The 13,206-nt window shown below is 76.7% G+C and carries 13 protein-coding genes; 2 read left to right on the top strand and 11 right to left on the bottom strand.

Annotated features, from left to right (window positions below):
• Positions 1–101: 101 nt before the first annotated feature.
• Together ABEA53_RS03505 and ABEA53_RS03500 are read right to left on the bottom strand one after the other, a co-directional pair.
• Positions 102–911: an acyl-ACP desaturase gene (locus ABEA53_RS03505; RefSeq protein WP_345479561.1), complete on the bottom strand. Its 810-nt coding sequence runs from the start codon at positions 909–911 to the stop codon at positions 102–104.
• A gap of 8 nt (positions 912–919) precedes the next feature.
• Positions 920–1,765, bottom strand: coding sequence for a hypothetical protein (locus tag ABEA53_RS03500; protein WP_345479559.1), 846 nt, complete (start codon positions 1,763–1,765; stop codon positions 920–922).
• A gap of 148 nt (positions 1,766–1,913) precedes the next feature.
• Between ABEA53_RS03500 and ABEA53_RS03495 the strand changes: the two genes are divergently transcribed.
• Positions 1,914–2,762, top strand: coding sequence for a fumarylacetoacetate hydrolase family protein (locus ABEA53_RS03495; RefSeq protein ID WP_345479558.1), 849 nt, complete (start codon positions 1,914–1,916; stop codon positions 2,760–2,762).
• Positions 2,763–2,764: 2 nt separating this feature from the next.
• Here the strand turns inward: ABEA53_RS03495 and ABEA53_RS03490 are convergent, their stop codons facing one another.
• A complete protein-coding gene (locus tag ABEA53_RS03490) occupies positions 2,765–3,841 on the bottom strand; it encodes an FUSC family protein (RefSeq protein WP_345479557.1) in 1,077 nt (358 codons plus the stop codon).
• Positions 3,842–3,891: 50 nt separating this feature from the next.
• On the opposite strand from ABEA53_RS03490, the gene ABEA53_RS03485 reads away from it, so the two are divergent.
• Positions 3,892–4,761, top strand: coding sequence for a phosphotransferase (locus ABEA53_RS03485; protein WP_345479556.1), 870 nt, complete (start codon positions 3,892–3,894; stop codon positions 4,759–4,761).
• Between the two features lie 6 nt (positions 4,762–4,767).
• Here ABEA53_RS03485 and ABEA53_RS03480 read toward each other — a convergent pair whose 3' ends face one another.
• The 8 genes from ABEA53_RS03480 to ABEA53_RS03445 are packed head-to-tail and all read right to left on the bottom strand — an operon-like array spanning position 4,768 to position 13,206.
• Positions 4,768–6,207: an AMP-binding protein gene (locus tag ABEA53_RS03480; protein WP_345479554.1), complete on the bottom strand. Its 1,440-nt coding sequence runs from the start codon at positions 6,205–6,207 to the stop codon at positions 4,768–4,770.
• A 55-nt stretch (positions 6,208–6,262) separates the two neighbouring features.
• Complete coding sequence (locus ABEA53_RS03475; protein WP_345479553.1) at positions 6,263–7,363, bottom strand: MSMEG_0565 family glycosyltransferase; 1,101 nt, start codon at positions 7,361–7,363, stop codon at positions 6,263–6,265.
• Positions 7,360–8,196, bottom strand: a complete 837-nt coding sequence (locus ABEA53_RS03470) for a carbon-nitrogen hydrolase family protein (RefSeq protein WP_345479552.1) — start codon at positions 8,194–8,196, stop codon at positions 7,360–7,362. Before ABEA53_RS03470 ends, ABEA53_RS03475 begins: the two co-directional genes overlap by 4 nt.
• On the bottom strand, positions 8,196–9,449 hold the full coding sequence (locus tag ABEA53_RS03465) for an MSMEG_0569 family flavin-dependent oxidoreductase (protein WP_345479551.1): 1,254 nt from the start codon (positions 9,447–9,449) through the stop codon (positions 8,196–8,198). Before ABEA53_RS03465 ends, ABEA53_RS03470 begins: the two co-directional genes overlap by 1 nt.
• Positions 9,446–9,751, bottom strand: a complete 306-nt coding sequence (locus ABEA53_RS03460; RefSeq protein ID WP_345479550.1) for an MSMEG_0570 family nitrogen starvation response protein — start codon at positions 9,749–9,751, stop codon at positions 9,446–9,448. Before ABEA53_RS03460 ends, ABEA53_RS03465 begins: the two co-directional genes overlap by 4 nt.
• Entirely contained in the window at positions 9,744–10,628 is an 885-nt protein-coding gene (locus ABEA53_RS03455; RefSeq protein WP_345479549.1) for a carbon-nitrogen hydrolase family protein, read from the bottom strand. Before ABEA53_RS03455 ends, ABEA53_RS03460 begins: the two co-directional genes overlap by 8 nt.
• Before the next feature lie 16 nt (positions 10,629–10,644).
• Positions 10,645–12,066: an MSMEG_0567/sll0787 family protein gene (locus ABEA53_RS03450; protein WP_345479548.1), complete on the bottom strand. Its 1,422-nt coding sequence runs from the start codon at positions 12,064–12,066 to the stop codon at positions 10,645–10,647.
• A gap of 3 nt (positions 12,067–12,069) precedes the next feature.
• On the bottom strand, positions 12,070–13,206 hold the full coding sequence (locus ABEA53_RS03445) for an MSMEG_0568 family radical SAM protein (protein WP_345479547.1): 1,137 nt from the start codon (positions 13,204–13,206) through the stop codon (positions 12,070–12,072).

The raw sequence follows: 13,206 nt of genomic DNA, 5'->3' as shown, positions 1-13,206 counted from the left end.
TGCCCTGCCGGCCGACCAGTCGTTCCGCTGACGGGGCGCGCCGTTGCTGAACCAACAGTGCGCACCGTCGGATCAGCAGCGGACGGCCCCGCTAGCAGGGATCAGGCGGCGGGGAGGTCCGCGTAGAGGCCGCGGGCGCGGAAGGCCGCCTCGTTGATGCCGAGGCCCTGCATGCCGGGCAGCTTGGCGATCGCCTCGTCCATCTTGCGGACCTCGCGGAGGCCCTCGGGGCCGTCGAAGAGGTAGCCCATGACGAAGCGGACCTCCTCCTCCGGCTCGATGGTCGAACCGACGGGGCCCCAGACCTTGGACAGCGCGAAGCGGGTGAAGGCGCGGGCGAGCTTGCTCTCCTCGAGCCGCTTCGTCGCCTGGGTCGTGTAGAACGCGATGTGGCGGCTCTCCTGCGCGGCGATGCGCTTCAGCAGCGGCGCCAGGGCCGGGTGCGGCTCGAGCTGCGCGAGGCGGCGGTAGGCGGAGGCGGCCCCTCGCTCGTTCACGCTGCCCCACGACATGTGGGTGGCGACGAAGTCCTTGCCGACGATGTTGCCGTAGACGGCCTGCTTGATCGGGTCGATGCGGTCGCGCCAGCCGAGCTTGATGCGGCTCGCCTTCAGCTGGTCGTACTCGACCTCGATGCCGTGCACCTTGAGCACCGCGGCGAGCGCCTCGCCGTGCCAGTACTCCTCGCGGTTCCACATCGTCATGAACGTGGACACCTCGCCGTCGCCGTGGGAGGGGGTGACGAGCATGTCGCGGAGGTAGCAGACCGTGTGGTACTCGACGTCGCACATGTAGCGGAGGGCGCGCAGCGAGCTCTCGGGCAGCGGGTCGGTGCGGAACGCGTCGAGGTCGATGTCGCCCCAGGCGACGGCCGTGCTGGACTCGGCGAAGGTGTCGATGTCGAATGCCATGGGGAGCGCTAGCGCGCCTCGTCCTTCCCGTGGGGAGCGGATGCGGCGCGCCGGGACAGCGTGCCGCGCAGAGGGATTCGGACCGGTCGCCTGCCCGGTTTGCGGGCCGAGCGGCGCACGAGGTGCAGGCCGGCGAGGCCGGGCAGCGCATCGATCCGCTGGTCGATCGCGGCGGCCCAGGAGGCGTCGGAGCCGAAGAGGGTGGCGAGCGCGGCGGCGGTGGCCGCCGCGGGCTCGCGGTCGGCGCCGATGGGCCACGTGCGCGTGGCGAGGCGGCGGCGGGCGAGCACGCGGGCGGCGCGGGAGGAGGCGAGGGCCTCCGTCGCGGACTCGGCGAAGAAGCGGCCCTGCCGGGCGATGCCCTCGCGGATGCGGGCGAGGTCGCCGGCGACGGCGGCGGGCGCGATCTGCTGGGCGCGCTCGAGCATCGCGTCGACGATCCAGCCGTCCACGAGGCGCTCGGCCATCTGCACGCCGGTCAGCGCCCGGCCGTGCAGGTTCGCCACGATCGCCTCGCGGAGCGGTCCGAAGCGGTCGCGGACGCGCGCGGCGACGCCGCGGCGGAAGGCGGGGACCGGACCGGCGCCGGCGAGCGCGCTGAGCGCGTCGCCGATCCAGTGGTGCTCGTAGGCCCACGTCGAGAGGAACGCGGTGATGCGGGCGTCCTTGTGCGTCGCGGTGACGAGCACGTGCGACAGCCACGAGCCGGTGCCCTGGGCGCGGCGCTGCACGTAGCGCAGCGCCTCCGCGAGGTCGGCGGGCAGCGCGGCGCCGAGGCCCGTGAGGGTCTCCCGCATGGGGCCCAGCGGCGCGCGCACGTACGCGGCGACGTCGAAGGGGGTGGTGCTGCTCATCCGCCGAACACTACCAATCCTGTCAGGTCCAGGGGCTTGCGCTCGGGCCCCAGTGATGGGTAGGAGACCCGATCAAGCGGTGTTCGGTGCGGACCGCGTCGCCGACTGGTCCGGGTCGATCCCGCCGCTCGGGACTAGCGTCCTCACGGTGACCGCTCTCCTCCGCCTCGGCGACCCCGGCGCCGAGCGCCCCGCGCTGCTCGTCGACGACCGCTACTACGACCTGACCCCGCTCACCGGCGACGTCGACGCCGCCTTCCTCGCCGCGGACGGCGTCGCGACCGCGCGCCGCGCGCTCGCGGAGGGACGGCTCACCGAGCTGCCCGACGCGGCGTCCCTGCGCGTCGGCGCGCCCGTCGCCCGGCCCGGCGCGGTGCTCTGCATCGGCCAGAACTACGCGGCCCACGCGGCGGAGTCCGGCAGCGCGCCTCCCGAGCACCCCATCCTGTTCTTCAAGCACCCGAACACGGTCGTCGGCCCCTTCGACGACATCGTGCGGCCGGACGGCGCCGACGCGCTCGACTACGAGGTCGAGCTCGGCGTGGTGATCGGCACCGCCGCCTGGCACGTGGCGGAGGCGGACGCGCTCGCGCACGTCGCCGGGTACCTCGTGGGGAACGACGTGTCGGAGCGCACGTGGCAGCGCTCGGAGTCGGGCGGCCAGTGGTCGAAGGGCAAGACCGCGCCGACGTTCTGCCCGCTCGGGCCGTGGCTCGTGCCGGCCGACGAGGTCGACCCGACGTCGCTGCACATCTGGTCCCGGATCTCCGGCGAGCCGCGGCAGGGCTCCTCCACGGCCGACATGGTCTTCTCCGTCGCCGCGCTGATCGCCGACCTCAGCCGCTACGTGCGGCTCGAGCCGGGCGACGTGATCCTGACGGGCACGCCGGAGGGGGTCGCCATGTCGGGGCGGTTCCCGTACCTCGCGGCGGACGACGTCGTGGAGGTCGGCGTCGACGGCCTCGGCGCGCAGCGCAGCGCGGTCGTCGCGGGCTGACCTCAGCCTGCGCGGAGGCGGGCGGCCCAGTGGTCCACCACCAGGACCGCCGCCGCGATCGCGCACCCGATCGCGGTGTCGAGCACCCGCGTGCCCGCGATGGTCCACGGGTCGCCCGCCGACCCCGCCTCCGCGATGAGGAGGGCGAGCGGCGTCACGAGGAGCAGTGCGGCGCCGTAGTGGGCGACGATCACCATCTCGGCGCCGAACTGCAGCAGCGCGAGCACGAGGGCGAGGCCGAGCCCCTGCGCGGGCAGCCCGACGACGGTCGCGACCAGGACGAACACGACCGCGCCGACGAGCGTGCCGGCGACGCGGTGCACGGCGCGCACGGCGGTCACCCTGCGTCCTCGGCCGCCCTGCAGCACGGACACCACCGCGACGACCACCCAGTAGCCGCGGTCGATGCCGAGCACCGCCGCGAGCACCGCGGCCAGCACCACCGCGACGGACACCCAGGTGATGATCGTGCGCCCGGCGGGGTCGAGCTCGAACCGCACGGAGGCGATCGGGCGGGCGCGGTCGCTGCGGCGCACCGCGGGCACGAGGAGCGGTGCCGCGACGACCACGTACGCGAGCACGGCGCCGCCGATCGCGCAGCCGACGACCAGCAGCGGATCGAGCCCGGCGCCGCCCGCGGCCGGCGGACCGGTGAGGCGGGCGGCGACCCCCGCGCCGAGGACCGGGAACAGCGCTCCGGGCGGACCGACCGCGGTGCCCGTGACGAGCACGACCGCCGCGATGCCGACGAGCACGAGCACCACGGGCGCGCCGATCGGGTCGCCTCCGGTCAGAGCGCCCGCCGCGACGGCGACGAGCAGCCCGAGCTGCACGAGCGGCAGGCGGCGGAGGCGCTCCCGCCGGCTGCGCGCGGACAGGTAGAGCGCCGACAGGGCGCCCGTGGAGGCGAGCAGGCCGACGTCGGGCCGCCCGGCGAGCGCCGGCAGGCCGACCGTGAGCAGCATCGCGATCCCGGCCTGCACCGAGATGGCGAGCCGCGGCGGGCTCGGCGACGGGCGCACGAGCGCGTGGAGCAGCCCGCGGACGCCGCGCGCGGGAGGCGGGGCCGGCGTGCTCACTCCCCCATGGTCCTCGCCCCGGCTGAGCGGACCGGCGCTACGGTGCCGGGATGACGGCGGCGCTGCACGACGGCGAGCTGTCCGCCGACGCGACCACCGTGTCCGCGCTGCTCGCGGCGCAGGCGCCCGACCTGGCGGCGCTGCCCGTGCGGCCGGTGTCCGCGGTGGGCACGGTGAACCGGGTGTTCCGGCTCGGCGACGACCTCGCGGTGCGGCTGCCGCGCCTGCCCGCCGACGGCGAGGACGCGGCCCGCGAGGCGGTCGTCGTGCCGCGGGTCGCGGCGGTCCTCTCCGTCGCCGTGCCCCTGCCGGTGCTGCTCGGGCGGCCCGAGCCCGGCGTGTTCGAGGCGGCCTGGTCCGTCGTCCGCTGGGTCGAGGGCGACCAGGCGGTGCCCGGCCGCATCCCGGTCGACGACCTGGTCGCCGCCGTGGCGGCGCTGCGGGCGATGGACGCGTCGCACCTCCCCGAGGCCGGGCGCCCGACGGCGGCCGCCGCCGACGACGCGGTCCGGCAGGCGCTGCCCCGGCTGGACGGCTCCGACCGCCGCGCCGTCGAGGCGGCGTGGGATGCGGCACTGGACGCACCCGCGTGGGACGGCGTGCGCGTCGCCGTGCACAGCGACCTGCTGCCGCCGAACCTCGTCGTCCGCGGCGGCCGGCTCGCCGGCGTGCTCGACTGGGGCGGCGGCGGTGCGGGCGATCCGGCGAACGACCTGGTGCCCGCGTGGTCCTGCCTCCGGGGCGACGACCGCCTCCGATTCCGCACGCGGCTGGCGCCGGACGACGGCACCTGGGCGCGGGCGCGCGGCATCGCGCTCGCGCAGGCCGTCGTCGCGATCCCCTACTACGACCGCACGAACCCCGCCTTCGCGGCCCTCTGCCGCGCGACGCTCGCGGAGCTGCTCGCCGGTCCGGACTGAGCCGCGTCAGGCGGGCGGGCGGTGGTCGCGCCGGCGGGCCTTGCCCGCGTCGTCGCGCACGGGCTCGTCGACGAGCGCGATCGTGTCGATGCGCTGCTCGGGGTCGAGCCGCGCGTTCGCCCACGCCCGCAGCTCCTCGGGGGGGAGGCCGTCTCCCGCGACGTCCGCCACTGCGTGCACCCGGCTGCCGAGGTCCTCGTCCGGCACCCCGACCGCCACCGCCGACCGCACCGCCGGGTGGGCCTCGAGCACCTGCTCCACCGCGACCGGGTAGAAGGCCGTGCCGCCGCGGAGGATGCGGTCGCCGCCGCGGTCGGCGAGGAAGAGGTATCCCTCCGCGTCGAGCCGGCCGTCGTCGCCGAGCGTGTCCCACTGCCCCGCGGGGGGCGTCGGCGCGCCGCGGTACCGGTAGGCGGGGCCGGCGGTGCGGCGCAGCTGCACGCGCCCGGTCGTGCCGGGCGGCACGGGCACGCCGCGGGCGTCGACCACCCGCACCTCCGTGCCGCTCGCGGGCCGGCCGACGCTGCCCGGGTGGGCGAGCCACTCGTCGCCGCGGATCACCGTGAGGCCGTTCGACTCGCTGCCGGCGTAGACCTCCGTCAGCCGCTCGGGCCCGAGCAGCGCGAGCCAGCGCCGCTTCAGCGCCGGGTCGATCGGGGCCCCCATGTGCACGACGTGCTCGAGGGAGCGCAGGTCGGCGGCCGCGACGCGTGCGGGCGGCAGCCGCAGGATCCGGTGCAGCATCGTCGGCACCAGCAGCACCCACGTGATCCGGTGCCGCTCGACCGCGTCGAGCACCGCCTCCGGGTCGAACCGCGGCAGCAGCACGAGCGCGTGCCCGGTGGTCAGCCCGCGGAACGCGTAGGTGAACGGGGCGGAGTGCGCCAGCGGCCCGACCACGAGCTGCCGGGCGGCGAGCGGCAGGAACGGCGCCGCCGCCCGGTCGGGGTCGGCGCGGGCGGGTGCGGCGGCGAGCACGAGCTTGGGCCGCCCGGTGCTGCCGGAGGAGGTCGGCGCCTTCCAGCTCGGCGCCGCGAGGCTCGGCAGCGGCCCGTCGTGGACGCCGTCGAGCGCGGGCGCGAGCGGCAGGACGACCCGGTCGGGGAACTCCTCCGGCTCCGCGCCGAGCAGGACCGCGGGGTCGGCGAGCGCGACGACCGCCCGCTGCTCCTCGGGCGGCAGCCGCGGGTTCAGCGGCTGGGGCGTGCCGCCCGCCCGGTGGACCGCGCAGACGGCGACGACGAACGCGACCGCGTTGCCGCCGCGGACGGTGACGAGGTCCCCCTCCCGCACCCCCGCCCCGATCAGCACGCGCGCCAGCCGCCGCGACCGGGACCGCAGCTCGGCCCGCGTCAGCGCCTCCGCGTCGTCCTGCACCGCGAGCGCCTCCGGATCGCGGTCGGCGAGCAGGTCGAGCGCCTCCCCGATCGTGGGCACCTTGCTCACGCTTCGTGCCGCCCGACCGGCGTCGCGGCGGCACGAAGCGTGAGCGAGGTTCCTCTCACCGGCCGAGGACCTCGGCGTAGAGGGCCTGGTGCGCCGCGGCGGCGGCGTCCCAGCTGCAGGAGGCGGCGAGTGTGCGGCCGAGCTCGGAGGCGGGACCCTCGCCGGTGAAGGTGCGGTCGACGGCGTCCGCGAGCCCGCGGGCGATGCCCGCCCCCTCCGGGACCCGCTCGACCGCGCGCCCGAACACCTCCCGGATCACCGGCAGGTCCCGTGCGACGACGGGCACGCCGGCGGCGAGCGCCTCCATGGCGGCGAGCCCGAAGCCCTCCTTCGTCGAGAGGAACGGCACGGCCCGCGCGGCGGCGACGAGGGACGGCAGGGCGGCGTGGTCGACCGGCCCGAGCACGTCCACCGGCACGCCGAGCGCCTCGCGGCGGCGCTCGAAGCGGCGCCGGTACTCGGCGTAGTCGAACAGCGTCTCCCCGCCCGCGACGACGAGCCGCAGGTCCGGGTGGCGGCGGCGGGCGAGCGCGAAGCCCTCCAGCGTGTCGATCGTGCCCTTGCGGGGCTCGATGCCGCCGACCACGAGCAGGTACTCGCCGAACCGCTCGCGCCAGGCGGCGCGGTCCGCGGAGGCGGCGGGCCCCGCGGCCGCGTCGAAGCGCGCGGCGTCGACGCCGTTCGGGATGACCGCGGGCACGCGGCCCCACCCCGCCTCCACCTCCGCGGCGACCGACCGCGACACCGTGACGAGCGCGAGCGGCCGCACGATCGCGCGGTCGTGGCAGGTGACCAGCTCGGGCGTCGTGAAGCTGTCCAGGTGGTGCACGGTGCGGATGCAGCCCGGCACCGCGTTGGCGGTGATGCAGTCCTCGGCGTGCACGACGTCGTACCCGGTGGCGTCGAACGCGGCGGCGAGGGTGCGGATGGAGCGCTGGATGCGGGCGCCGACGCCCTCCCCCTCCTGCGCCGCGAACGGGACGACCTCGACGCGGACCGCGGGATCCACCGGGCGGAAGAACCCGGCGTCGCCGCCGCGCCCGAGCGTCCAGACGGTCACGTCCTCCCCGCGGGCGGCGAGCGCCTCCGCGAGCGCGAGCGTGTGCACGACCCCGCCCCGCGGCTTGGTCGAGTAGGTGAGCAGCGCGATCCTCACGGCCGCCTCGCATACGCCGCGGGCACCCGCTCGGCCAGGTGGTGCAGGCGGCGGCGGGCGCGGGCGACCTCGGCGGGCACGTCGAGCTCCGCGAGCGCCATGCCGCCCTTCACACCGGTGCGGGTCAGCACGTCGCCGCCGGGTCCGACGACCTTCGCCTGGCCCAGGAACCGGAGGCGGCCCTGCACCCCCGTCTGGTTCGACGAGACGAGCACGACCTGGTTCTCGGCCGCGCGGGCCAGGTCGTACAGGTCGAACAGGCGCGACTGCCGGTCCTGCGGCAGGTGCGCGGCGCGGTCCGTGGTGGAGGCGGGCCACGCGCCGAGGCAGGCGAGCACGGTCGCGCCGTCGTCGGCGAGGGCGCGCGCCGCCTCCGGGAACGTCTTGTCGTAGGAGGTGAGCATGCCGACGCGGCCGACGGGGGTGTCGAACGCGGCGAACCGGTCGCCCGCCGCGTACACCCGCGACTCGTGCAGCGGCCGGTGCACCTTGCGGTGCACGCCCCACACCCGCTCGGCGGAGCAGCAGACGGCGGTGTTCCAGCGCCGCGCGGGCTCGCCCGGCACCGCCTCCGCGAGCCCGATGCAGACGACGGTGCGGCCGGCTGCGCGGCGGACGCGGTCGAGCTCCGGCCCGTCGAGGCGCAGAGGCGCGGGCAGGTCCTCCGCGTCGGGCTCGCCGAGGTCGGACAGGTACCCGCCGAGCGCCGCGTCGGGCAGCACCACGAGGTCCGCGCCGGCGGCCCTCGCGTCGTCGAGGATCCCCTCCACCTTCGGCAGCGCCCGCTGCACGTCCCGGCCGAGGTGTGCGGCGACGGCGGCGAGGACCGCCATCAGGCGGGCACGGGCGCGCCGGCGCGGGCGGCGAGCCGCTCCGCGACGTGCGCCGCGTCCCGCGCCACCCCGGCGAACCGGCCGCTGCCCCACGTCGACAGCCACGGCAGGCCGAGGAAGAAGAGCCCCGGCACGTCCGTCTCGCCGGCGCGGTGCGTCGGGTGGCCGGTGCCGTCGAAGACGCCGACCTCGACCCAGCGGTAGTCCGGCCGGAAGCCGGTGGCCCAGACGACGCTCGTCACGCCCTCTGCCGCGAGGTCGAGCGCCGCGGGCTCCTCCTCCGGCACCCACACCGGCGAGTACCGCGCCTCCACGGGCGCCTGGATGCCCGCCCGCGCGATGTGCGCGTCGATGTCGTTCTTGATCGACTCCATCACGCTGTCCGCGTGGTCGAGGTACTGGGCCAGCGTCGGCGCGAAGCGGAGCACGCCGTCCGACGCGTCGGTCAGCCGGCCGTACAGCCGCATGCCCTCGAGGGCGAAGGCGCGCAGGTCGATGTCGTGGCCGCCCGCGCGGCCGGTCATGTAGTGGTTCGTCGACTCCCGCTTCGCGAGGCCCGAGGCGTGCTGCTGCACGGTGACGTCGTAGACGCCCATCTCCTCCAGCCACGCGATGCAGTCCCTGCCGCGGTAGCGGCGGGCGCTGCGCGGCGCTCGGCCGAGCGCGAGGTGCACCCGGCGCCCCGCGAGGTGCAGGTCCTCCGCGATCTGCGCGCCCGACTGGCCGCTGCCGACGACGAGCACCGCCCCCTCCGGCAGCGACCCGGCGTTCCGGTAGTCGGCGGAGTGCACCTGCACGACGCCGTCGGGCAGGCGGAGCCCGAGCGGCGGCACCACGGGCCGGTGGTAGCCGCCGGTCGCGATCACGACCTGGGCCGCGCGCAGCTCCCCCGCCGAGGTGCGGAGGAGGAAGCCGTCCTCGGCACGGGTGAGGCCGACGACCTCGACGCCCTCGAGCAGGGGCGGGTCGAAGCTCGCCCGGTAGCGCCCGAGCCAGGCGCCGACCTCGGCGCGGGTCATGAACCCCTGCGTGTCGTCGCCGTCGTAGGCGAAACCCGGCAGGCGGCACTGGAAGTTGGGCGTGACCAGGGTGAAGGCGTCCCAGCGGCGGTCCTGCCAGTCGTGGAACGCGGTCGCCCGCTCGAGCACGACGTGGTCGACGCCGCGCTGCACCAGGTGCCAGGAGGCCGCGAGGCCGGCCTGGCCGGCCCCGACGATCGCGACCTCGACCCGCTCCGGCAGCACGGCGGTCACGAGCGGGCCTCGACGGGCAGCGGCGGGGCCATCGCGAGCACCCGGACCGGCGCCGCGGCGTCGAGCGCCGCGGCCCGGCCGCGGATCGCCTCCGCCTGCGCGAGCGCGCTCGTGCAGAGGAACCCGTAGCGCGCGCGGACGCGCTCCCCCGCCTCCTCCAGCGCCGCCGACGCCCGGGCGGCGAAGTCGCCGACCGGGTACTCAGCGCCGACCTGCAGGTGGTCCCACATGACCAGCGACGGCGAGTAGCACTCCTCCACCCGGCCGTCCGGCCAGCGGACCGTGAACGTCATCTCAGGCATCGACCAGCTCCTCCTCGGCCACCCGGCCGTCCAGCGCGTACGCGTCGGGGCGGCGGTCGCGCAGCGCGAACATCGCCCGCCTGGCGGTGGCGAGCTCCTCGGGCACGTCGACCGTCGCGATCGCGAGGCCGGCGGCGACGCCGGTGTCGGCGAGCACCTCGCCGCCCGGCCCGATCACCGAGGCGGAGCCGACGAAGCGGAGGCGCCCGAAGGTCCCGGCCTGGTTGGAGGCGACCCAGACGATCTGGTTCTCGAGCGCCCGCGCCTGGTCGTACAGGCGGAAGCGCTTGGTCCAGCGGTCCTCGGCCAGGTCGGTCGATCCCGCGGTGCGCGCGGCGGGCCACGCGGAGACGCAGACGACGACCTCCGCGCCGTCGAGCGCCAACGTGCGGGCCCCCTCCGGGAACGCCTTGTCGTAGCAGATCATCAGGCCGAGGCGCCCGACCGGGCTGTCGAAGGCGCTGAAGGAGTCGCCGGCCGCGTAGCTGAGGTGCTCGCCGAGCGGCTGGTGCACCTTGCGGTGCACGCCGAGCACGCCGTGCCGGGTCAGCGCGACCGCCGTGTTGTAGCGGACCGGGTCCGTCTCCGGCCCGTCGGCCTCGCAGACGCCGAGCACGAGCACGAGGTCGCCGGCGAGCGCGGCCACCCGCGCGAGCTCCGGACCGTCGAGGCGGATCGCGGGCGGCAGGGACTCCGGCGTCGACGGGTCGCCGTGCCCGCCGAGGCTCGACAGGTAGCCGCCGATCGCGGCCTCCGGCAGCGCGAGCAGATCGGCGCCGGCGGCGCTCGCCTCGGCGACGAGCCGCTCGATCGTGCGGTAGTTCTCCTCCAGGTCGCGGCCGAAGTTCTCGGACGCGGCGGCGAGCGTGACGGGCATCCCGTGCTCCTTCATCTCAGGCGTGCCCGAGGCCCGTGACGGGTCCGGGGAGGGCGGTGGTGGTCTCGCCGTCGGGCCAGGTGAGCCGCACGCCGGGCGCGGCGGACAGGCGCCCGATCGCGGCCGAGTCGGTGAGCGGCGAGGCCATGCGGGAGGCGCCGGGCGCGTCGGCGGTGAGCATCCCGAAGCCGGGGAAGCAGGTGAGCCAGTCGCCCGTCGCGGCGTCGGCCGGCCGCGGCACCGCGGCCACGTCGATCTCGGCGCCGCAGCCGGACGCCTCCGCGAGCATGCCCGCGGTGCCGACGATCCCGGCCATGCTCACGTCCTTGGCCGCCCGCGGCGCCGCGTCCCGCACGAGGCGGGCCATCGCGCGCAGCTCCTCGCCGGAGCGGGAGGAGGTCGAGTCCCACTGGGTGCCGGACGAGCCCGGCCGCCAGCCGCCGGTGGTGTCGACGGTCAGCGTGAGCTCGTCGTGCCGGCGCCCGCCGCCGCCGGGCACCGGCGCGCCGGTGCGGCCGAGCGCGGTGACCGCGAGCGCCGCGGGCACCCCGAGCTGCGTGTGACCGCCGAGGAGGGGCACGCCCCACGCCTCCGCGGCGCTGCGCAGGCCGCGGACGACGCGACGGACGGTCCCGAGGTCGGGGCCGGCGACGGCGTCGAGCAGGCCGACCGGGTCGGCCCCCATCGCGGAGAGGTCGTTGACGTTGACGAGCACGCCGCACCAGCCGGCCCACTCCGGGTCGCGCTGCACCATCGCGGGCAGGATGGCGTCGCAGGCCGCGACGAGGTCGCTGCCCGGCACCGGTGCGCCGTCGTCGCCGACGAAGCCCGCACCGCCGAGGGAGGCGCCGGGCGCGGTCCCCCACGCCGCGCCGAAGGGATCGAGCAGCTCCGCCAGCGGCGCTTTGGTGCGCTCGACGAGCGCGGCGACGCGGTCGATCGGCCAGCGCATGCGGCGGTGCGGGGCTCCTCCGACCTCGGTCGCGCCCGCGTCGGTCCAGCCGAGCCGCGCGAACATCGGCGCGTACCGCTGCTGCACCGTCGCGTCGAAGCGCAGCACGCCTGCCGCCTCGGCGACGCGGCACGCCTCGTCGACGAGCTGCGCGCCGAGCCCCGCGGCGCCGCGCACCGCGCCGTCGACGACGAGCCGGCTGCCGGCCCACCACCCGATGTCGGGCTCGGTCAGCGGCGCGAGCCGCACCCCGCCGAGCACGGCGCCGTCCGGCGCGACCGCGACGAGGACCACCGTGCGCGGGTCGTCGTCGACGTCGTCCGCGTCGGTGCCCGAGAACAGGTGCTGCTCGGTGACGAACGCGTCGCGCCGCAGCCGCCGGTAGGCGGCGAGCTCCGCCCCCTCCGCGCGCCGCAGCACCCAGGGGGCGGGCGGGCGGAGGACGCCGGTGAGCACCGGGACGTCGAACAGGGCCGACTCGGACACCGGCTAGCCGCCGGCCGTCTTCAGCACGCCGCACGCGCCGCACGCGGCGCAGCCGGCCTTCTGGTCCGACCCGAACATGCCGGCCGCGACCAGCAGCGCCGCGACCTGCCGCGAGACCGTCTCGAGGATGGAGCGCTGCGGCGCGGGCACGTGGTCGACGTCGGTCGCGAGCGTGCCGCGCAGGGGCCGGAACGGCACGACGAACGGGTAGACCCCGAGCCCGATGAGCTCCTCCGCCCACCGCGGCACGTCGTCCGGGTCCTCGCCGAGGCCGACGAGGAGGTAGGTGGAGACCTGGTTGCGGCCGAAGACGCGCACCGCCTCCGTCCACGCCGCGCGGTACTCGTCGAGCGTCACCGTGCTCTTGCCCGGCATCCACCGCCGGCGCACCGCGTCGTCCATCGACTCCACGTGGATGCCGATCGACTCGGCGCCGGCGTCGTGCAGGTCCTGGATCGCCCGCAGGTTCCGGGGCGGCTCGATCTGCACCTGGATCGCGAGCTCGGGCACCGCCTCCTTGACCGCCTGCACGCAGCGCGCGAGGTGCTTCGCGCCGCGGTCCCAGCCGTTCGAGGTGCCGGTGGTCATGACCATCTGCTCGACGCCGTCGAGGTCGCGGGCCGCGCGGGCGACCTCGGCGAGCATCGCCGGGGTCTTGACCGCGATCGTCGCGCCCGCCTCGAGCGAGGCCTCGATGGCGCAGAACCGGCAGCGCTGGTCCTCGTCGTACCGCACGCAGGTCTGCACCACGGTGGTCGCCAGCACGTTGCGCCCGTGGAGGCGCGCGATCTGCTCGTACGAGGTGCCGTCCGCCGTGGCCAGGTCGTAGAACCGCGGCCGGTGGACGGGCGCCACGTCGATGCCGACGTCGATCGGCCCCGCGTCACCGGTGTCGAGCAGCAGGCGGCCGTCGAAGACGAGGTAGGGGCTGTCCGGGTTCACCGGGATCGCCGCCTGCTCGCCGTCCCACAGCACGTGGCCGTCGTCGCTGGGCCCCGCGCCCGCCTCGCGGTGCACGGGCGCCGCGATGCGGAGGCCCCGCAGCGCGACGTCGACCCGGCGGGCCACGGGGTCGAGGGTCACCGGTGGTGCGAGCGGCTCCCGCCGCACCACCGGGAGTCCGAGGTTCGTCGCCGGCAC

This window comes from Amnibacterium soli (genome assembly GCF_039544415.1).
Taxonomy (GTDB): domain Bacteria; phylum Actinomycetota; class Actinomycetes; order Actinomycetales; family Microbacteriaceae; genus Amnibacterium; species Amnibacterium soli.
This window is presented reverse-complemented; position numbering and strand designations above follow the sequence as displayed.